Source organism: Streptomyces sp. NPDC058326 (genome assembly GCF_042879855.1).
Taxonomy (GTDB): domain Bacteria; phylum Actinomycetota; class Actinomycetes; order Streptomycetales; family Streptomycetaceae; genus Streptomyces.
The window spans coordinates 130,762-150,824 of record NZ_JBHVZO010000015.1 but is presented as its reverse complement, the minus strand read 5'-3'; the positions used below and the strand labels follow the sequence as shown (position 1 = coordinate 150,824).

General features: G+C 73.1%; 16 protein-coding genes and 1 pseudogene. 13 read left to right on the top strand and 4 right to left on the bottom strand.

The window, feature by feature from the left end:
* Nucleotides 1–135: 135 nt before the first annotated feature.
* Both ACFVYX_RS25705 and ACFVYX_RS25700 read left to right on the top strand, forming a co-directional pair.
* Nucleotides 136–2,361 carry a LamG-like jellyroll fold domain-containing protein gene (locus ACFVYX_RS25705; RefSeq protein WP_389683842.1) on the top strand — a complete coding sequence of 742 codons (2,226 nt, stop codon included), beginning with the start codon at nucleotides 136–138 and terminating at the stop codon, nucleotides 2,359–2,361.
* A 130-nt stretch (nucleotides 2,362–2,491) separates the two neighbouring features.
* Complete coding sequence (locus ACFVYX_RS25700) at nucleotides 2,492–3,355, top strand: alpha/beta fold hydrolase (RefSeq protein WP_389683841.1); 864 nt, start codon at nucleotides 2,492–2,494, stop codon at nucleotides 3,353–3,355.
* A 55-nt stretch (nucleotides 3,356–3,410) separates the two neighbouring features.
* Here the strand turns inward: ACFVYX_RS25700 and ACFVYX_RS25695 are convergent, their stop codons facing one another.
* The gene (locus ACFVYX_RS25695) at nucleotides 3,411–3,812 is read right to left on the bottom strand and encodes a hypothetical protein (RefSeq protein ID WP_389683840.1); all 402 of its coding nucleotides are present in this window, start codon (nucleotides 3,810–3,812) and stop codon (nucleotides 3,411–3,413) included.
* A gap of 109 nt (nucleotides 3,813–3,921) precedes the next feature.
* Here ACFVYX_RS25695 and ACFVYX_RS25690 point away from each other — a divergent pair, with 109 nt between their 5' ends.
* From ACFVYX_RS25690 to ACFVYX_RS25675, 4 genes are all read left to right on the top strand, one after another.
* Nucleotides 3,922–6,084, top strand: coding sequence for an acyl-CoA dehydrogenase (locus tag ACFVYX_RS25690; RefSeq protein WP_389683838.1), 2,163 nt, complete (start codon nucleotides 3,922–3,924; stop codon nucleotides 6,082–6,084).
* A gap of 13 nt (nucleotides 6,085–6,097) precedes the next feature.
* Nucleotides 6,098–7,291 (top strand): lipid-transfer protein, encoded by a 1,194-nt coding sequence (locus tag ACFVYX_RS25685; RefSeq protein WP_389683837.1) that lies wholly within the window; start codon nucleotides 6,098–6,100, stop codon nucleotides 7,289–7,291.
* Nucleotides 7,292–7,405: 114 nt separating this feature from the next.
* On the top strand, nucleotides 7,406–8,875 hold the full coding sequence (locus tag ACFVYX_RS25680) for a DHA2 family efflux MFS transporter permease subunit (RefSeq protein ID WP_389683836.1): 1,470 nt from the start codon (nucleotides 7,406–7,408) through the stop codon (nucleotides 8,873–8,875).
* A gap of 59 nt (nucleotides 8,876–8,934) precedes the next feature.
* Nucleotides 8,935–10,224, top strand: coding sequence for a phosphatidylserine/phosphatidylglycerophosphate/cardiolipin synthase family protein (locus ACFVYX_RS25675; RefSeq protein WP_389683834.1), 1,290 nt, complete (start codon nucleotides 8,935–8,937; stop codon nucleotides 10,222–10,224).
* Nucleotides 10,225–10,305: 81 nt separating this feature from the next.
* Here ACFVYX_RS25675 and ACFVYX_RS25670 read toward each other — a convergent pair.
* Nucleotides 10,306–10,704 (bottom strand): annotated as a pseudogene (locus ACFVYX_RS25670) (response regulator); the annotation flags it as partial.
* A 321-nt stretch (nucleotides 10,705–11,025) separates the two neighbouring features.
* On the opposite strand from ACFVYX_RS25670, the gene ACFVYX_RS25665 reads away from it, so the two are divergent.
* From ACFVYX_RS25665 to ACFVYX_RS25655, 3 genes are read left to right on the top strand one after another with little or no spacing between them, the layout of a single operon-like run.
* On the top strand, nucleotides 11,026–11,880 hold the full coding sequence (locus ACFVYX_RS25665; protein ID WP_389683833.1) for a MaoC/PaaZ C-terminal domain-containing protein: 855 nt from the start codon (nucleotides 11,026–11,028) through the stop codon (nucleotides 11,878–11,880).
* Nucleotides 11,881–11,913: 33 nt separating this feature from the next.
* Entirely contained in the window at nucleotides 11,914–12,990 is a 1,077-nt protein-coding gene (locus ACFVYX_RS25660; protein WP_389683832.1) for a Zn-dependent alcohol dehydrogenase, read from the top strand.
* Nucleotides 12,991–13,001: 11 nt separating this feature from the next.
* Nucleotides 13,002–13,943 (top strand): 3-oxoacyl-ACP reductase, encoded by a 942-nt coding sequence (locus ACFVYX_RS25655; protein WP_389683830.1) that lies wholly within the window; start codon nucleotides 13,002–13,004, stop codon nucleotides 13,941–13,943.
* A gap of 116 nt (nucleotides 13,944–14,059) precedes the next feature.
* Here ACFVYX_RS25655 and ACFVYX_RS25650 read toward each other — a convergent pair whose 3' ends face one another.
* Nucleotides 14,060–14,188 (bottom strand): hypothetical protein, encoded by a 129-nt coding sequence (locus ACFVYX_RS25650; RefSeq protein ID WP_389683828.1) that lies wholly within the window; start codon nucleotides 14,186–14,188, stop codon nucleotides 14,060–14,062.
* A gap of 48 nt (nucleotides 14,189–14,236) precedes the next feature.
* A complete protein-coding gene (locus tag ACFVYX_RS25645; protein ID WP_389683826.1) occupies nucleotides 14,237–15,421 on the bottom strand; it encodes a hypothetical protein in 1,185 nt (394 codons plus the stop codon).
* Between the two features lie 228 nt (nucleotides 15,422–15,649).
* On the opposite strand from ACFVYX_RS25645, the gene ACFVYX_RS25640 reads away from it, so the two are divergent.
* The 4 genes from ACFVYX_RS25640 (at nucleotide 15,650) to ACFVYX_RS25625 (ending at nucleotide 20,046) form a co-directional block, all read left to right on the top strand.
* The gene (locus tag ACFVYX_RS25640) at nucleotides 15,650–16,687 is read left to right on the top strand and encodes an ABC transporter substrate-binding protein (protein WP_389683824.1); all 1,038 of its coding nucleotides are present in this window, start codon (nucleotides 15,650–15,652) and stop codon (nucleotides 16,685–16,687) included.
* 130 nt (nucleotides 16,688–16,817) lie between these two features.
* Nucleotides 16,818–17,636: a Nif3-like dinuclear metal center hexameric protein gene (locus ACFVYX_RS25635; RefSeq protein WP_389683823.1), complete on the top strand. Its 819-nt coding sequence runs from the start codon at nucleotides 16,818–16,820 to the stop codon at nucleotides 17,634–17,636.
* On the top strand, nucleotides 17,633–18,376 hold the full coding sequence (locus ACFVYX_RS25630) for a zinc ribbon domain-containing protein (protein WP_389683904.1): 744 nt from the start codon (nucleotides 17,633–17,635) through the stop codon (nucleotides 18,374–18,376). Before ACFVYX_RS25635 ends, ACFVYX_RS25630 begins: the two co-directional genes overlap by 4 nt.
* Nucleotides 18,376–20,046, top strand: coding sequence for a bifunctional RNase H/acid phosphatase (locus ACFVYX_RS25625; protein WP_389683822.1), 1,671 nt, complete (start codon nucleotides 18,376–18,378; stop codon nucleotides 20,044–20,046). The genes ACFVYX_RS25630 and ACFVYX_RS25625 overlap by 1 nt, the downstream gene beginning before the upstream one ends.
* Nucleotides 20,047–20,063 lie beyond the last annotated feature (17 nt).

The following is a 20,063-nucleotide window of genomic DNA, read 5'->3' as shown; positions in this document are numbered from 1 at the left end:
CCGTCACGACGCGTCGTCCTCGCTCTCAGGAGCAGGCCCGCCGCAGCGCGCCGAACGCGCTTTGGCAGTCTTGGCGTGCCCTACGGCAGGACCGGGGGAGGGGAGGGACACCCGTATGTCCATTGGTGAGTCGATATGCGAAGAAGAGCGGCCGCGTGGCTGCGTACTGTGGCGCCCGTCCTGGGCGCCGCACTCCTCATAGGGACCCAGACGGCGCCCGCCGCGGCCGTCACGACGACGGCCGGTGACGCGGCGGGGAACGCGTACACCCGGGACTCGGTGCGCGCGGCGACCTGGAACATGTGCGGCGAGGCCGGTGGCGAATGGGCGTCCGCGCCCGGCTACTGCCCCTGGCGGAACGGCAACGAGACCGACACCGGGCTGGACAAGCCGGACGGGAAGCCCATCTACAGCTACGACGGGCCCCGTACGAAGATGCAGGGCGTGCTGAACCTCATCAACAAGCGCAATCTCAACGTGGTGATGCTCCAGGAGGTCTGCGGCGGCAGGACGCCGGGCGACCTCTACGGGACGAGCCACCTCGACGAGCTCGACGCGCTGCTCCCCGACGGCCCCGACGGATGGACGATCGCGTCGGCGGGCGTCACGCGGGCCGACGACCCGGTGGGGGTGGAGCCGGAGCGGTCGACGGTCGAGCTCATCGACCAGGAGGGTTCGGACTGCCGCACCGACGCCCTGACGGGGACGCTGGGCGTCGCCATCGCCGTCAAGGGGGAGATCACCTGGAAGTCGGAGACGGACTTCACCACCCCTGTCGGCACCGGTCTGTCGATGAACAGGGGGACCATGCTCTGCGTCGAGGTGGCCGGCTGGGAGAACCACCTGTGCACCACGCATGTCTCCAACTTCGACGAGGACGCCAAGGCGGGGAGGATCACCCAGGACCAGGCCGACGCCTACTACAACGGCCAGAGGGACAAGGTTGTGGAGGTGGCGAAGAAGTTCCCGTCCGTGGTCGTGGGCGGTGACTTCAACACCACCCGTGCGGACAGGATCCAGCCGCTCTACAGCCTCATGGCGGAGTGCGACCAGCGCGCGTACTACCCCGGTGACGCGGCGAACGAGGTGACGAAGCTCAACCGGACGAGCGCGCAGCTCGACGCGAACGCCGGGTACCTGTCGTACGAGAACACGTCGAGCAAGATCGACTACCTCTTCGCGACGGGCGGCTTCACCGGCTGCGACTCGGCGGTCGAGTACGGCGACCGGACGAACTACCTCGTCAGCGTTCAGCCGGACTGCCAGAAGATCGCGAAGAAGTGCGTCCCCGGCCCTGAGGCCTACTCCGACCACACCCCCCTCTACGGCTACACCCAGGGCGGACCGGTCCTCTCCTGGAAGCTCGACGGCAGCGCCGACGCGACCGTCGGAGGTTCCGGCGCCCACAGCGGCGTGCGTACCGGAGGGACGGACTGGGACCTCGCCGACCACGGGGGTGCCCTGCCGCTGGACGGCGACGACACCGTGACCGCGGCCGGTCCCGTGGTCAACACCGCCCAGAGCTTCACCGTCTCCGCCTGGGCCAAGGTGGACCCCGCGGCCGGCACGTCGGCCGTGGTGGCGCAGGACGGTTCGAGGATCAGCGGAATGATGCTCTGGTACAACGCGCCCGACAACTCCTGGCGCTTCGGCATGCCCAGGGCGGACGCCGACGGCTGGAGCATCGACCAGGCCGTCTCTCCCGGTGCTGTCAAGGGGGAGTGGACGAGGGTCACGGGCGTCTTCGACGCGGCGGCCGAGAAGGTCAGCCTGTACGTCAACGGCGTGAAGAAGGCCGAGGCCGCGCACCTCAGTGCCGCCCAGTGGCAGGCGAAGGGTCCGTTCGTCGTCGGCCGGGACCTCGTGAACGGCGCCCAGAACGCGTTCTTCAAGGGCCGTATCCAGCGCGTCGAGGCCTTCGGCTACGCCCTGCGGGACGACCAGATCGCGAACTACGCCGGCAGCATGACCGTCCCCACGGGCGAGCGCGTCGAGCTCTTCGGTGCGGCCGGGGAGCTTTCGCAGGGCTGCCACCAGATGGAGGAGACGTTCGGGAACAGCTTCGGCACCGCCGCGAGCCTCACGCCCACGCTCACGGCCACGGTCCGGCACCCCGATCCGTCGAAGGACGTCTGGGCGGAGTTCTCCCTCTGGGACAACACCACGTCGACGCAGATCCTGACGCTGGGGACGCCGGGGTCGCGCAGCGCCACGACGGTCAAGGGTCAGGGCACCGTCTCGCTCACCGTGCCGACGCTCGCCCCCGGCCACAGCTACGGCTGGCGGGTCCGCACGGCCGACCGGACCACCAACAACACGCCCGTCTCCGCCAACTGCCACTTCAAGACACCGGCGGCCTGACGGGCCGACGTCGCCGCCCGGGCCCCGGGCGGCGACCAGGGGGCAGCGGACGCGATCGCATCCCCCGACGCGGGCGGCTGTCCGACTGAGGCCCCTCGGAGCCGCCCCGGGTCGCCTACAGTGGCGTCCGATGACTCACTTACACGCACACGACTTCGGGGGCGAAGGCCCCCAGCTGGTACTTCTCCACGGTTACGGACGTTCGCTCCACGACTGGGACGCCGCGGCTCCTCTGCTCGCGGCCGCCGGTCACCGTGTCCTCGCCGTCGACCTTCCCGGGCACGGCGGCTCTCCCTCCCTCTCCCCCTGGACCGTCCCCGCCGTGGTGGGGAAGCTCGCGGACACCCTCGACGCGCACGGCGTGCCGGAGGCCGTCGTCGTCGGCCACTCCCTCGGCGGGCTCGTCGCGGTCGAGTACGCACGGGCCGACCCCGACCGGGCTCGCGCCCGCGCCGCCGTCGACCTCGACGGCTTCTGGTGGCCCAGCGAGTCGCCCGGCGCCGCACGGATGACGGAGGGCCTGCTCGCGGCGGCCGGGGCCGTCGCGCCGCCCGACTACATCGAGGCACAGGTCGCCCACTCCGCCCGGTTCGGGATTCCCGCCGACCGGGCGGAGGCCGCCGCCCGCGCGGCCGCCCGCCCGCTGCCCGACGGCACGTGGCGGACGCGGCCGGAACGGGCGACGGCGGACGAGATCGCGGGCGAACTCCGCCGGCTCGGCGATCACGGCGTCATCCGGTGGCTGGCCGGCGTGGACCGTCCGCTGCTCCTCGTGCAGGCCGGCCGGCGGCTGCCTCCGGCGCCGGGCATGGAATGGTTCGACGAGTTCAGCACCCGGTTCGCACGCGAGGTCTCCGAAGCCCTTGACGAGCTCGCCCGTGACCGGCCGGCGATCAGCGTCGAACGGATCGACGCCACCCATCCCATGATCCTGGAGACCCCGGAGGCGGTGGCGAAACTGGTCGCCGAGTTCGTCCGGGGACTGCCCGGCTGAGGAGTCCGGCACGAGGACCACGCCCGGGGCGCCTCGGTGAAGGGGTCGAAGCCCGCTACGCCCGGGGCGCCTCGGTGAACCGGTCGAAGCCGGCGATCCTGGGGGAGAACACGAGCGTGCCGTGTTCGGCGAGCACGTCCCGCAGTCCGGCCGCCACCTCGGCGTCCGGCTCGCCGAACACCTCGAAGTGCTCCACCCGGCAGTGCTCCATGACCTCCGCGATGTACGGGTCCGCGAGCCTCCAGTGCAGACGGACCGCGTCGGAGTCCCGGTAGAGCTGGAAACTGTGGGCGAGCATCCGCCGCTCGTCCAGGAACGTCTGCACCATCAGCTGCGGTCCGTGCCGCTGCGCGAAGTCCACGGCCCTCGCGATGGCCTCGCGGAAGCCGTCCAGGTGGCCCTCGGTGATGCGCATGGTGTTGCGGAAGAGAAGGGTTCCGTCGTTCTGTGCGGTCATCTTTCCATGCTGAGACCTCAGTCATGGTTGAGGTCAAGCGCCCGAACGGCCGTATCCCGACACGTAACTGACCTTCCGTCAGAATGAAACGTGTTCTAGTCTGCCCGCCATGGGCATCGCCATCACGCACGAACAGCGGGAGCTCGCCCGGTCCGTCCGTGGCCTGCTCGCCCGCGCCGTCCCCCCGGAGGACGTACGCAAGGAGCTCGACGCCCCCGAGCCCGGCACCGGCCGGCCCGGGTACTGGGACACCCTCGCCGGACAGGGGCTGCTGGGGCCGCACCTCCCCGAGGAGTACGGGGGAGGCGGCGGCGACCTGGGAGACCTGGCCGTGGTCGTGGAGGAGGCCGCCCGGGCCCTGCTGCCGGGGCCGTACCTCCCCACCGTCCTCGCCGCCGAACTCCTCCACCGGGCCGGGCTCGGGGAGCGGGCCGCCGCACTCGCGCGCGGGGATCGGACAGGGGCCGTCGGCCTGGGGGACACCGGCACCCTCACCGCCGTCCCCACCGCCGGCGGATACCTCCTCGACGGCACCGCGCCCCCCGTCCTCGGCGGCGCCCAGGCCGATCTCCTGATCCTGCGGGCCGCCACCCCCGACGGCTCCGTCCGGCTCGCCGTCGACGCCGCCGGTCTCGCCGTACGGCCCCACACGAGCGCCGACCCCACCCGGCCCACCGCCGAGGTCACCGCCCGCGCCCTTTCCGTGCCCGCCGACCGCGTCCTCGCCCTCGACCCCGCCCTCGTCCACGACCTCGCCGCCGTCCTCCTCGCCGCCGACGCCTGCGGCACCGCCGCCCGCGCCGTCGAGACCGCCGCCGCGCACGCCCGCACCCGCGAACAGTTCGGACGGCCCATCGGACAGTTCCAGGGCGTCAAACACCTCTGCGCCAACATGCTCGTCCGGCTCGAACAGGCCCGCGCCCTCACCTGGGACGCCGCCCGCGCCACCCGCACCGAGGCCCGGTCCCTCACCGCCTCCCTCGCCGCCGCCACCGCCCTCGACACCGCGTACACCTGCGCCAAGGACTGCATCCAGATCCTCGGTGGCACCGGCTTCACCTGGGAACACGACGCCCACCTGCTCCTCCGGCGCGCCGTCGTCGCCCGCCAGCTCCTCGGCACCGGCGACCACCACCGCCTCGCCGCCCTCCGCCACGCCTCCGCCGGCGTCCGGCGCGGCCTCCGCCTCGACCTGCCGCCCGAGGCCGACCCGTACATGAGGGAGGCACGCGAGGCCGTCGCCCCCGCCGCAGGACTCGACCCGGCCGCCGCCCGGCGCGCCCTCGCCCCCACCGGCCACGCGGCCCCGCACCTCCCCGAGCCGTACGGACTCGGCGCGGGCCCCCTCCAGCAGCTCGCCGTCCAGCGCGCACTGGAGGAGGCCGGGATCTCCCTCACCGGGCTCGGCATCGCCACCTGGGTCGTGCCCTCGCTCCTCGCCCACGGCACCCCCGCCCAGCAGGCCGAACACCTCGGCCCGACCCTGCGCGGCGAACGCCTCTGGTGCCAGCTCTTCTCCGAACCCGGCGCCGGATCCGACCTCGCCTCCCTCCGCACCCGCGCCGAACGCACCGAGGACGGACGCTGGCGGATCAACGGCCAGAAGGTGTGGACGAGCGCCGCCCAGGGGGCCCACCACGGGATCCTGCTCGCCCGCACCGACCCCGCCGCCCCCAAGCACCAGGGGCTCACCTACTTCCTCGTCGACATGCGGAACACGCCCGGGATCGCCGTACGGCCGCTCAAGGAGATCACCGGGGACTCCCTCTTCAACGAGGTCTGGTTCGACGACGCGATCCTTCCCGCCGACGCCGTCGTCGGCGAGGTGAACGACGGCTGGCGGGTCGCCCGCAACACCCTCGGCAACGAACGCGTCCACATGGCCGACCAGGTCGCCTTCGACAGCGGCCTCGAAGCCCTCATCGAGCGGGCCGACGGCGCCGACGACTCCGTACGCGTACGGATCGGGGCCCTCCTCGCCGAGGCGCACGCGCTCGCGTGCATCGGCCTGCGCACCACCCTGCTCCAGGTGTCCGGACTCGAACCGGGCGCGGGCGCCAGCGTCCGCAAGCTCGTCCAGACCCTCCACCAGCAGAAGGTCGCCGAACTCACCCTCGAACTCCTCGGCCCCGAAGGCGCCGTGCGCGAGGGCCCCGGCGAACGGGCCGTCCACGGACTACTCATGTCCCGCTGCCTCACCATCGCGGGCGGCACCACCCAGGTACAGCTCAATGTCGTCGCCGAGCGGCTGCTCGGCCTGCCGAGAGACTGAGGGGGAACCGAAGATGGGCAAGGCGTACGTCGTCGGTGTCGGGATGACGAAGTTCGAGAAGCCGGAGACCCGGGACTGGCAGTACTGGGACATGGTCCGCGAGGCCGGCACCGCCGCCCTCGCCGACGCCGGCGTCCCCTACGCGCGCGTGGAGCAGGCCGCCGTCGGCTACTGCTTCCAGGCCTCCACCGCGGGACAGCGCGCCGTGTACGAGCTCGGCCTCACCGGCATCCCCGTCCTCAACCTCAACAACAACTGCGCCACCGGCGCCACCGCCCTCATGACCGCCCGCCAGTTCGTCGAGGGCGGGATCGCCGACTGCGTCCTCGCCGTCGGCTTCGAGAAGATGAGCAGGGGCGCGCTCGGCGGCGGCTCGGGCGCGGGGGACTTCTCGACCTCGCCCGTCGCCCGGCACTACGGGATCATGGCCGCCGCCCACGGCTTCGAGGCCACCCCGCCCACCGCCCAGATCTTCGGCAACGCGGCCCGCGAGCACATGGAGCGGTACGGGACGACCGAGGTCCAGCTCGCGGCGGTCGGCGCCAAGAACCACCAGCACTCGGTGAACAACCCCAACGCCCAGTTCCAGGACGCCTGCACGGTCGACGAGATCCTCGCCGCGAAGACCGTCCACCGGCCGCTCACCAGGCTCCAGTGCTCGCCCACCTCCGACGGCGCGGCGGCGGCCCTTGTCGTCTCCGGACGCTTCGCCGAGGAACACGGGCTGCGGGAGAGGGCCGTGGAGATCGCCGGCCAGGCCATGACCACCGACACCGAGGAGTCCTTCGCCTCGGGCTCCTGCGTCGACGCGGTCGGCCGCCCGATGTCCCGGGCCGCCGCCCGGCAGGCCTACGAGCGCTCGGGACTCGGCATCGAGGACGTCGACGTCATCGAACTCCACGACTGCTTCTCCATCAACGAACTCCTCACGTACGAGGCGCTCGGCATGTGCGAGGAGGGAGCCTCCGGCAAACTCGTCGAGTCCGGCGCCACCACGTACGGCGGCCGCTGGATCGTGAACCCCTCGGGCGGCCTCATCTCCAAGGGGCACCCCCTGGGCGCCACGGGCCTCGCGCAGACCGCCGAACTCGTGTGGCAGCTGCGGGGCGAGGCCGGAGCCCGGCAGGTGACGGGGGCGCGGGTCGGACTCGCGCACAACATCGGCCTGGGCGGGGCGGCGGTGGTGACGCTGCTGCGAAAGCCGTGACCGCGAGGCCGTTCCTGCTGCGAAGGCCCTGACCTCGACGGCCGTTCCTGCTGCGGAAGCCGTAGGACTCGCGGTGTATGTACGGGGTGGAGGGCGTCTGCGACCATGACATTCATGCCGCAGAGCGACCCCGCAAGCAAGGCCGTCACGGCCTCCGCCCCCCTCCCGTCCATACCCGCCGCCCCGCCCCGCGCCTGGCTGGTCGTCCTCGCCGCCTGCGCGGGGCAGTTCCTCGTCGTCCTCGACGTCTCCGTCATGAACGTGGCCCTGCCGTCGATGAAGGCCGACCTCGGACTCTCCACGCTCGGACTCCAATGGGTGCTCAACGCCTACTCGATCGCCTTCGCCGGCTTCATGCTGCTCGGCGGACGGGCCGCCGACCTCTACGGGCGCAAGGCGATGTTCCTGCTCGGGCTCGGGCTCTTCACCGCGGCCTCCGTCGTCGGCGGCCTCGCCCCCGAGGGTCAGTACCTGATCGGCGCCCGTGCCGTGCAGGGCCTCGGCGCCGCCCTCCTCTCACCGGCCACCCTCACCCTGGTCACGGCGGCCGTCCCCGCGGGGGCCGCCCGCACCCGGGCCATCGGGACGTGGACGGCGGTCGGCGCGGCCGGCGGCGCGGCGGGCGGCTTCGTCGGCGGGCTCCTCGTCGACCTGCTCTCCTGGCGCTGGGTCCTCCTCATCAACGTCCCCGTCGGCATCCTGGTCCTCGCCGCCGGGGCCCTCTGGCTCCGCGAGAGCCGCACCGGCGCGGGCCGCCGCCTCGACCTCCCCGGCGCCGTCCTCGTCACGGCGGGCCTCGCCACCCTCGCGTACGGCATCGTGCAGACGGAGGCGACGGGCTGGACCGCCCCCGCGACCCTGCTGCCGCTGCTCGGCGGCCTCGCCCTCCTCGCCGTCTTCGTCGTCGTCGAGTCCCGCACCCGGGAGCCCCTCGTACCGCTCGGCATCTTCCGCAACCGGGCCGTGTCGGCGGCCAACGCGGCGATCCTGCTGTGCGGTTGCAGCTCCTTCGGCATGTGGTTCTTCATGACGGTGTACGCGCAGAACGTCCTCGGCTACACCCCGCTCCAGGCGGGTCTCGCTCTCGTCCCCAGCTCCCTGAGCGTGCTCCTCGGCTCCAAGCTCGCACCCCACCTGATGCCCGTGACCGGCGCGAGGAACCTCGCCGTCATCGGCGCGCTCCTCGCCGCCGCGGGCTTCGCCTGGCAGTCGACACTGACCGCCGACGGGACCTTCCTCGGCACGATCCTGGGCCCCGGCATCCTCATGATGGGCGGCATCGGGCTCGCGACCACCCCGCTCGCGACCCTTGCCACCTCCAGCGCCTCGCCGGGCGACGCGGGCCTGGTCTCCGGCCTGGTCAACACCTCCCGCACGATGGGCGGCGCGATCGGCCTCGCCGTCCTCACGACCGTCGCCGCGGCGGCCACACCCACGGTCGTCCACTTCGGCCTCGCGCCCGACCCCGACTGGCTCGTTCCCGGTTATGCGGCGGCCTTCCGCGTCTCGGCCGGGGTCCTCGTGGCGGCGGCCGCGCTGATGCTGCTCTGGCTGCCGAAGGAGGCGGACCGGCGCGGGGCGTAGGGGGTGGCTGACGATTCCCCGCTGCGTCGCGGCGACACCCCCTGGGCGACAATGCGGCCATGATGATCAAGAGCAGGTTCAGAACCGCCGTGACCGCCCTCGCCGTCGGCGCCGCCCTGACGGTCGCGCCCTCGGCGTCGGCGGAACCCGTCGTGGCCGTGACGACGGGCGCGATATTCAACGACCCGACGAGCACCGACAAGGCCGCCACCGGCCGGATCCTCTTCCACCTGGCGGACCTCGTCGACGGTGCCGAGACGGGATCGAGCGTCCGGATCTCCCTGTACCTCTTCCACTCCCAGTACCTGGCCGAGAAGCTGGTCGCCGCCCACCGGCGGGGCGTCTCCGTCCAGGTGGTCCTCGACGCCGACAGCACCTCGGGGGCGGCCACGTATCTCGCGACCGAGCTGGCGAAGCCCGGCAGCGCGCCGTCCTGGGTCCGCACCTGCAAGCCCTCGGAGGCCTGTCTCGCCCTGGACCCGGGCACCACGGCCGCGGACCCCGACGGCTGGTACAGCAACGTCAACCACAACAAGTTCTTCCTGTTCTCCCGCACCAAGGGCAAGGGCGACACCCCCGTCGACAACGTGGTGGTGCAGTCCTCGGGCAACCTCACCGGGCAGGACACCGGCGACTGGTGGAACGACGCCCTGACGGTGGTGGGCAACACGGAACTGTTCGCCGCGTACACCCGGTACTTCGACGACCAGGCGGCGGCGGCCGTCGGAGAGAAGCCGCAGGTCGCCGACTACGCCCACGACACCCAGGCCGGCAAGGCCAAGGTCTACTTCTTCCCCCGGTCCGGCACCGACGTGATCGTGAACATCCTCAAGACGGTGGCCCCGGCCGGCACCGCGAACCCCTGCGGCGGCAACTCCCCGGGATTCGGCACCACCGACGGCCGTACGAAGATCCGCATCGCGCAGGGTCACATCACCCGCACCGAGGTGGCCAGGCAGCTGTGGGAGCTCGCCGAGCAGGGCTGCCACATCGAGGTCGTGTACCGCTCGCTGGAGAACTGGGACGCGGCGGCCGGCAAGCCGATGACCGAGGTGTCCTCCTGGCTGACCAGGCCGACCTCGGGGAAGGGCCGCGTCATCCTGCACAAGCTCGACAACGACGGCCGCGGCGGCTCCGACACCCACACCAAGTACCTGCTGATCGAGGGCACGTACCTCGGCGGCGTGAACAAGAAGATCGTCTTCACCGGCAGCCACACGTACACGGGAATGGCGCTCACGGTGAACGACGAGACCCTCCTCAAGTACGAGGACACGACGGTCTTCGACCAGTACGCGGCCAACTTCGAGGCCCAGCGCGCGGCCTCCCTCGCGGAACGCGAACTGTAGGCGCCGCCGGCCACGACCAGCTCCGCCGGCGGCCCGCACCGCGTTCGTACGGCCGGGTGGCCGTCAGTACTGCTCCGCGGCGGCGGCCGCCGCGAGCGCCGGGTCGATCACCGTCTCCCCGCGCAGCACCCGTCTGACTGCCTCGGTCAGCTCCTCCACGGGGCCGTCCTTGACCAGGAAGCCGGCCGCCCCCGCCTCCCGTGCCCGCCGGAGATACCCCGGCCGCCCGGCGGTCGTCAGGATCACCACCCGGCAGCCCGGCACCTCGTCCCGCAGGTCCGCGGCGACGTCGAGCCCCGAACGCCCCGGCAGCCCGACGTCGAGCAGCGCCACATCGGGGCGCGCGAGGAGCGCCGCGTCCACGATCTCGTCGCCGCGCCCGACCTGCGCGACCACCTCGAAGTCATGTTCCATCCCGAGCAGCACGGCCAGGGCGCCCCGTGCCGTCCCCTGGTCCTCGGCGAGCAGGATCCTGATCATTCCGTGGGCTCCCCGTCGTGCGGGCCGGGGGCCGCCACGGGAAATTCCGCGGTGACCCGGGATCCGCGCCCCGGGGGCCGGTCCCGAGACAAGCGTGCCGCCTGCGGCCGCGAGCCGCTCGCGGAGAGCCGGGCGGCACCATTTCTGACATGCCGTCAGGAGGGTTCACAACCGTCATCGGCTCGGCTATACATGGGGACCACCGACCTAGAACGCGTTCTAGAACGGGCGCGTACGGGACGGTCCCCGCACGGCCTCGGTGCGGCCGACGGTGCGGACGGCCGCGCCGAGGTCTTCCCCGCCACGAGGAGCAGCAGCCCGATGCCCATCGACCCCGCCAAGGCCGTCGCCGCCGAACCCCGCAGCGCCGGGATCTCCTGGGACCACAAGGACGTCCAGCTCTACCACCTGGGGCTGGGCGCAGGCGTCCCCGCCACCGACCCCGACGAGCTCCGCTACACCCTCGAATCCAAGCTCCACGTCCTGCCCAGCTTCGCGACCGTCGCGGGCGCCGGCATGGGGGTCGTCGGCGGGCTCTCCGCCCCCGGCATCGACATCGACCTCGCCGCCGTCCTGCACGGCGGGCAGTCGATCACCCTCCACCGCCCCGTCCCCGTCACCGGCCGCGCCGTCTCCACCTCCCGCGTCGCCGCCGTGTACGACAAGGGCAAGGCCGCCGTCCTCGTCCTGCGCTCCGAGGCCGCCGACGAGGACGGACCGCTCTGGACCAGCGACGCCCAGATCTTCGTACGCGGCGAAGGCGGCTGGGGCGGCGACCGCGGCCCCTCCGAGCGCCTCGCCCTCCCCGACCGCGCGCCCGACGTCACCGCCGAACGCCCGGTCCGGGAGGAACAGGCCCTCCTCTACCGGCTCTCCGGGGACTGGAACCCGCTCCACGCCGACCCCGAGTTCGCCAAGCTCGCCGGCTTCGACAAGCCGATCCTGCACGGCCTCTGCTCGTACGGCATGACCCTCAAGGCGGTCGTGGACACGGTGCTCGGCGGGGACGTCACCCGGGTCACCTCGTACCGCACCCGCTTCGCCGGCGTCGTCTTCCCCGGCGAGACCCTGCGCATCCGGATGTGGGCCGGGGACGGCCGCGTCCAGGTGACGGTCACGGCCGTCGAGCGCGACGACGCCCCCGTACTCGCCGACACCCTCGTCGAACACTCGTAGGACCCACACACCCGTCCCGGAGGGAGCCGCACCATGCGCGCAGCCGTACTGCACGAGATCGGCCAGGACAAACTCGAAGTCCTCGACGACGTCGAGGCCGTGGGCTTCGGGCCCGGCAAGGTGCGGATCCGGGTCAGGGCCACCGGCCTCTGCCACTCCGACGTCTCCGCGATGAGCGGCGTCCTCCCGCAGCCCGCCCCGTTCATCCCCGGCCACGAGGGCGCCGGCGAGATCCTCGACGTCGGCGACGGCGTCACCGGACTCGTCCAGGGCCAGCGGGTCCTGCTCTGCTGGCTGCCCGCCTGCGGCAGCTGTCCCGCCTGCGGGCGCGGCCAGACGCACCTCTGCCTGGCCGGCTTCATGAACGCCGGCACGCCCAACTTCAAGCGCCCCGGCGGCGACCTCTTCGGCTTCGCCGGCACCGGCACCTTCACCGAGGAGGTCGTCGTCGACGCCGGCTGCGCCGTCCCGATCCCCGACGACGTGCCCTTCGAGATCGCCGCCCTCATCGGCTGCGGCGTCACCACCGGCCTCGGCGCCGCCATCAACACGGCCAAGGTCGAAGCCGGTTCGTCGGTCGCCGTCATCGGCTGCGGAGGCGTCGGCATTTCCGCGATCCAGGGCGCCAGGCTCCAGGGCGCCGCCCAGATCGTCGCCGTCGACCCCGTCGAGTCCCGGCGCGAGGCCGCCCTGCGCTTCGGCGCCACCGAGGCCGTCGCCCCGGACGCGCTCGCCGACGCCAAGCAGCGGATCACCGGCGGGGAGGGCTTCGACTACGTCTTCGAGGTCGTCGGCAGGTCCGCCACCGCCCGCACCGCCTACGAGGCGACCCGGCGCGGCGGCACCCTCTGCGTCGTCGGCGCCGGCGCCCTCGACGACCACCTCAAGCTCAGCATGTTCGAGCTGTTCTTCGACGAGAAGCGGATCCTGCCGTCCATGTACGGCGGCGGCGACGTGCTCCGCTCGTACGAGAGGGCCATCGCGCTCTGGCGGGCGGGCCGCATCGACCTGGAGTCGCTCATCACCCACCGGGTCCCGCTCGCCGGCATCAACGAGGCCCTGGAGCAGATGCGCACCGGCGCCGCCCTCCGTACCTGCATCGAGATCTGAGAGGGACGGCCATGACCCTTCCGCTCGACGGACTGAGCGCGATCGTCACCGGCGCCGGGCGCGGTCTCGGCCGCGCCGAGGCCCTCGAACTGGCCCGGCTCGGCGCCGCCGTCGTCGTCAACGACTACGGGCAGCCCGGCCGCGACGGCTCCGGCGCGGCCTCCGCCGCGCCCGCCGAGGAGGTCGCCGCCGAGATCCGCGCGGCGGGCGGCCGGGCCGTCGCGCACCTCGGCGACGTCTCCGACTTCGAGACCGCGGGGGCCCTGGTCGGCCTGGCCGTGGCCGAGTTCGGGAAACTGGACGTCCTGGTCAACAACGCGGGCATCCTGCGCGACCGGATGGTCTTCTCGATGAGCGAGGACGAGTGGGACTCGGTCGTACGGGTCCACCTCAAGGGCCACTTCAACACCACCCACTTCGCCGCCGCGCACTGGCGGGGCCGCGCCAAGGCGGGCGAGACCGGCGTCTACGGCCGGATCGTCAACACCTCGTCCGAGGCCTTCCTCGCGGGTTCGGCCGGACAGCCCAACTACGCGGCGGCCAAGGGCGGCATCGTGGGCCTGACCACCTCGACGGCGCTCGCGCTCGCCCGGTACGGGGTGACCGCGAACGCGATCTGCCCGAGGGCCAGGACGCGGATGACCGAGGACGTGTTCGCGGGCTTCGGGGAGCCGGGGGAGGGGGAGCTCGACCCGCTGTCCCCGGAGCACGTGGCGCCGCTCGTCGGCTATCTCGCCTCCCCGGCCGCGTCCGGGGTCAACGGCCAGCTGCTCGTCGTGCACGGCGGGATGGTGGCGATCGTGGACCGGCCGCGGGTGTCGGCCAAGTTCGACACGGCCAAGGAGGCGTTCACGTACGAGGAACTGGACGGCCTGCTCACCCCGCACTACGCCGCCCGCCCGGCGGGCGAGACCTTCGCGGCGGCGGAGGTGCTGGCGCTGAAGAAGGGATAGCGGCCCGGCGACTTCACGGGCGCCCGGGACCGGCCGTCGCAGGACGGTCAGCGGTGGGGAAGACGAAGGGCCCCGGGGGAGACCCCGGGGCCCTTCGCCTCACTGGACCTACCCGGTCACTGCGCGTCGGGCTCGCGGCGGTGACGGCCGTGCGGGGAGGACGCGGAGTCCTCCGCCGGCGCGGCCTGACCGCGGTGCTTGCCGGAGCCGTTCCGCTCCTGCCCGTGCGTGCTGTTTTCCGACATGGTCGAACTCACCCCGTTGACATCGGTCTTGCTGTGCAGCCCGAGAGTCTAGTCAGCGGGTTTCCGGTCGGTGAGAGGAGCCTGCTGAAGCGGCACCGGACGGCACACCCGGGGCTCCTCGGCGACCGCCGCAGTGACCGCGACCGCAACCGGCACCGGCACCGGCTCGGGCTCCGGCGGCGGCTCCACGTCCGCGAGCCCGCACGGCGCCCCGGCCGTCACGTACGGCAGCCGCAGGACGCCCCCGGCCGTCCACAGGCCCGCGCCGGCCAGCCAGCCCGCGGGGGCGGCCACCTGCCCCATCCGCCGGGCCGAGGGCTGCCAGGTGCCGACCCAGCTCCCGGCCGCCGCGTCGATCCGCAGCGCCACGCCACAGCTCTCCGGCATCAGCACCTGCCCCGGCTGCACGGCGAACGGCGTCACCGCCGCGTCGTCGAGCCGCAGACATTCGGGGAACCGCACCGGGAGCAGACTCCCGAGCACCCCCCAGCCGAGCCGGTCGTGCCCCGGCGACGGCGCGTCGGAGCGGATCAGGAGCAGCCCGCTGTCGGGGTCGGCGAGGAGCAGCCGGTCGTGACTGTCCTCGGTGATCTGGAGGAGCGGTGTCACCTCCCCGCCCCGCTCCAGGTCCACGGCGACGGCCTTCACGGGCCCGCCGTCGAGCCGCCGGTCGAGCGCGAGCATCCGGCCCGTACGGTCGAGCCACACACCGCCCGCGCACCGGCCCCTGACCTCCGCCACCTGCTCCGGGCCGAAGGCGCCGCCCGCGACGAGCCACAGCGTCGTCGTGTCGGGGCCGACGCACATCGCGTACGCGCAGATGCCGTCCGGCGAGGGCGGGAGCAGCACCAGCCGCTCGGAGCCCGGCGCCTCCACCGCGCCGAGCTGGAGCTCGCCGGTGGCCGGTCCCGTGGGGTAGAGCAGCGAGAAGGTGTTCCGCCGCCCGTCCACGCGGCGGGCGACGAGGACCCGGCCGTCCGCGAGGGGCAGCAGCTGGGTGCCCCGCTCCTCCGGCTGGCCGAGAGGGAGCGGCACGGCGTACGGTTCCGGGCCGTCGAGGGTCCACCGCTCCACGTACAGGGCGTCCCCGGCGCCCGCGAGCCTGGCCGCGTACGCGCCGTTCGCCGTGATCGTGAACCCCGTCGCCCGGACGGTTCCCCAGGGGCGCTCGACGTCCCGGCTTCCCTCGCGGTCGTCGTCCTCGGCCGCCGTCTCGATGGCACACGCTGTCATCGACTCGTCACCTCCGGCCACGAAGCTAGTTTTCGCACTTCCAGCCGAACAACACGAGCCCGGTCACTTCACACATAAGGGTGGCCGTGCGGCGGTTCGGCTGAGGGGAGGGGGGCGGCTGTGCTGGAGTGTGCCCGTGGTGAGTAAGGTAAGGCGAACCTAAACGGAGCCTGTGGCTCCGGCCGGTCGTGCCCGTCGCCCCGCCAGGACCCTTACAGGAGCCTTCTCATGTCCCTCCGCCGCAGCGGCACCGCCGCCGTCCTCGCCCTCGCCGCCACGCTCTCGCTCGCGGCCTGCGGAGGAGGGGACGGAGGCTCCGACGCCTCCGCGAAGGAGGACACGACCAAGAAGAAGGACGTCGCCACCGGCGGCAAGGACTTCGGCGACGCGGCGGCCAAGACCGCGGCCCTGGGCACCGACGCCAAGGCGGGCCAGTTCCCCCGCACCCTGACCCACGCCCTCGGCAGGACCGAGCTGAAGTCCGCGCCCAAGCGGGTCGTCGTCCTCGACGTCGGCGAGCTCGACAACGTCGTCTCCCTCGGCATCCAGCCCGTCGGCTACGCCCCCTCCGAGGGCGACGACGGCATCCCCGGCTACCTCAAGAAGGACGCCGGCGCCCCGAAGTCCGTCGGCACCATCAACAACCTCAACCTGGAGGCCATCGCCAACCTCCAGCCCGACTTGATCCTCGGCAGCCAGCTCCGCGCCGCCGACAAGTACGACGAACTGTCGAAGATCGCGCCGACCGTGTTCTCCATCCGTCCGGGCTTCACCTGGAAGGAGAACTACCTCCTGAACGCCGCCGCGCTCGACAGGACGGCGGAGGCGAAGGAGAAGCTCGCCGCGTACGAGACCAAGGCGAAGCAGCTCGGCACCGACATCGGAACGAACAAGCCGACCATCTCCATGGTCCGCTACCTCCCGGGCAAGATCCGCCTCTACGCCAAGGCCTCCTTCATCGGCACGATCCTGGAGGACACCGGCCTGCCCCGGCCCAAGAACCAGCAGATCAACGACCTCGCCGCCGAGATCAGCCCCGAGAAGATCGACGAGGCCGACGCCGACTGGATCTTCACCGGCGTGTACGGCGACGCCAAGGCCACCAAGAAGGACACCGCCCAGGCCAACCCGCTCTGGAAGAACCTCAAGGCGGTCAAGGCCGGCCAGGCCAAGGACGTCCCGGACGAGACCTGGTACCTCGGCCTCGGCGTGACGGCGGCGAACAGCGTCCTCGACGACCTCCGCGCGGATCTCGTCAAGAAGTAGGGACGACGCGTACGGGTTCGGGGGGCGCGGCGGTGCGCGGGGGACGTGAGCGCCGCCGCACCCGCCCTCGTACCGGCGCCCGCGCACCGGGCACGACGGCCCGGCACGTGAGCCAGGTAGCCTTTCCTCCGTGCCCCGTCTGTCTGAAGTCATCGCCGCGCTCGACGCCCTCTGGCCACCCGAGCGGGCCGAGTCGTGGGACGCCGTCGGCACCGTCTGCGGCGACCCCGACGCCGAGGTCACCCGCGTGCTCTTCGCCGTCGACCCCGTCCAGGAGATCGCCGACGAGGCCGTCGCCCTCGGCGCCGACCTGATCGTCACCCACCACCCGCTCTATCTCCGCGGTACGACGACGGTCGCGGCCGGCCACTTCAAGGGCCGCGTCGTGCACGGCCTCATCAAGCACGACATCGCCCTCCACGTCGCGCACACCAACGCCGACACCGCCGACCCCGGCGTCTCCGACGCCCTCGCCGGCGCCCTCGGCCTCCGCGTCACCGGCCCCCTCGTACCCGAGAACAACCTCGGCCGGATCTGCGAGCTCGACCACCCCGAGACCCTCGCGGAGTTCGCCGCGCGCGCCGCGAAGCGACTGCCCGCCACCGCGCAGGGCATCCGGGTCGCCGGCGACCCCGCCATGACCGTGCGCCGCGTCGCCGTCAGCGGCGGCTCCGGCGACAGCCTCTTCGACGCCGTACGGGCCGCCGACGTGGACGCCTTCCTCACCGCCGACCTGCGCCACCACCCGGTCTCCGAGGCCACCCAGCACTCACCGCTCGGTCTGGTCGACGCCGCCCACTGGGCCACCGAATGGCCCTGGTGCGAGCAGGCCGCCGCCCAGCTCGACGAGATTTCCGACCGCCACGGCTGGGACCTCCGCGTCCACGTCTCGAAGACGGTCACCGACCCCTGGTCCTCCCACCACACCTCCCCTGGAGCCCCCAACTGAACGCCGCGCCCGCCGACCAGATCCGCCTCCTCGACGTCCAGTCCCTGGACGTCCGCCTCCAGCAGCTCGCCCACAAGCGGCAGTCGCTGCCCGAGCACGCCGAGATCGAGTCGCTGACCAAGGACCTCACCCAGCTGCGCGACCTGCTCGTCGCCGCGCAGACCGAGGAGAGCGACTGCGGCCGTGAGCAGACCAAGGCCGAGCAGGACGTCGACCAGGTCCGCCAGCGGGCCGCCCGCGACCAGCAGCGCCTCGACTCCGGCGCCGTGTCCTCCCCGAAGGACCTGGAGAACCTCCAGCGCGAGATCGTCTCCCTCGCCAAGCGCCAGGGCGACCTGGAGGAGATCGTCCTCGAGGTCATGGAGCGCCGCGAGTCCGCGCAGGAGCGCCTCGCCGAGCTGACCGAGCGTGTCTCCGCCGTCCAGGCCAAGACCGACGACGCCACCGCCCGGCGCGACGCCGCCGAGGGCGAGCTGGACGCCGAGGTCGCCTCCGTGACGAAGGAGCGCGAGCTCATCGCGGCCTCCGTCCCCGCCGACCTCATGAAGCTGTACGAGAAGCTGCGCGTGCAGCAGGGCGGCGTCGGCGCGGCCCGGCTGTACCAGCGCAAGTGCGAGGGCTGCCACATCGAGCTCAACATCACCGAGCTCAACGAGGTCCGCGCCGCCGCCCGTGACGCGGTCGTCCGCTGCGAGAACTGCCGTCGCATCCTCGTCCGCACCTCGGAGTCCGGTCTGTAATGTCCGCCCTTCCGTCTCCGCGCGAGGTGATCGTCGAGGCCGACGGGGGATCCCGGGGCAACCCGGGGCCCGCCGGCTACGGGGCGGTCGTCCTGGACCCCGTGACGGGCGAGACGCTCGCGGAGGCGGCCGAGTACATCGGCGTGGCGACGAACAACGTCGCCGAGTACAAGGGCCTGGTGGCGGGCCTCGAAGCGGCCCGGGCGCTGTTCCCGGACGCCACCGTCCACGTCCGGATGGACTCCAAGCTGGTCGTCGAGCAGATGTCCGGCCGCTGGAAGATCAAGCACCCGGACATGAAGCCGCTCGCCGCGGAGGCGGGCCGGGTCTTCCCGGCGGGCCGGGTCCGCTACGAGTGGATCCCGCGGGAGCGGAACAAGCACGCGGACCGGCTCGCGAACGAGGCGATGGACGCGGGCAAGCGGGGCCGTCAGTGGGAACCGTCCGCCTCGACGGCCGCCCTCGACGCCTCCGCCGCGCGCAACGCCGCCGCCCCCGCCCCGTCGGGCCCGCCCGGCGACGCGACGGCGGGCGCGGCCCGCGCGAGGGCGGCGCTCGGCGCCCGGCCCCCGGGCGGCGCCGGGACCCGTACGGCGGACAGCGGCGCCACGACCGAGGGCGCCACGGGCACGGCCGCCTGGCCGAGCGCCGCGTCGCGCCCGTCGGCCCCGGCCGTGCCCGACGACGGTCTGTTCGCGACGGAAGCGCTCGTGGCCTCGGGCGACTTCGAGGCGGAGGCGGGCCACGCGACGCCGCCGCACCACGGGGCCCACCGGGCGGAGACGACCACGGGCGGTACGCCCGCCGAGCCCGTCGCCGGGCCGGCCGGTACGTCGTCCGAGCCGGCCGGTACGCCTTCGGCGCAGGCCGGTACGTCTTCGGTGCCGGCCGGTACGGAGGCCGGAGCGGCCACCGCGCCCGCCGGTCCCACCCCACCCGCCGGTCCCACCCCGCCCATCGGCGGCGTCACCGCCGTCGAGACCTCCCCGCGACCGGTCGCCGCCGCCCCCACGCCCCGTCAGGGCGCGGCCGGGCCCGACATGGGGGCGCCCGCCACGTTCGTGCTGCTGCGGCACGGCGAGACCGCGCTCACGCCCGAGAAGCGGTTCTCGGGGAGCGGGGGGTCCGATCCCGAGCTCTCCGCGGCCGGCCTGCGGCAGGCCCGGGCCGTCGCCGAGGCGCTCGCCGCGCGCGGCACCATCCAGGAGATCGTCAGCTCGCCCCTCACCCGCTGCCGCCAGACCGCCGCCGCCGTCGCCGCCCGCCTCGGGCTCGACGTACGGATCGAACAGGGGCTCCGGGAGACCGACTTCGGCGCCTGGGAGGGGCTGACCTTCGGCGAGGTCCGTGAGCGGCACCCCAAGGACCTCGACGCCTGGCTCGCCTCCCCGAAGGCCGCGCCCACCGGCGGCGGGGAGAGCTTCGCCGCCGTGGCCCGCCGCGTCGCCGCGACCCGGGACCGGCTGACCGCCGCCCACGCGGGCCGGACCGTCCTCCTCGTCACCCATGTCACGCCGATCAAGACCCTGGTCCGGCTGGCGCTCGGAGCCCCGCCGGAGGCGCTGTTCCGGATGGAGCTGTCGGCCGCGTCGATCTCCGCCGTGGCCTACTACGCGGACGGCAACGCGTCCGTACGGCTCCTCAACGACACCTCGCACCTGCGGAACTGACGGCGGGAACGGGGTGG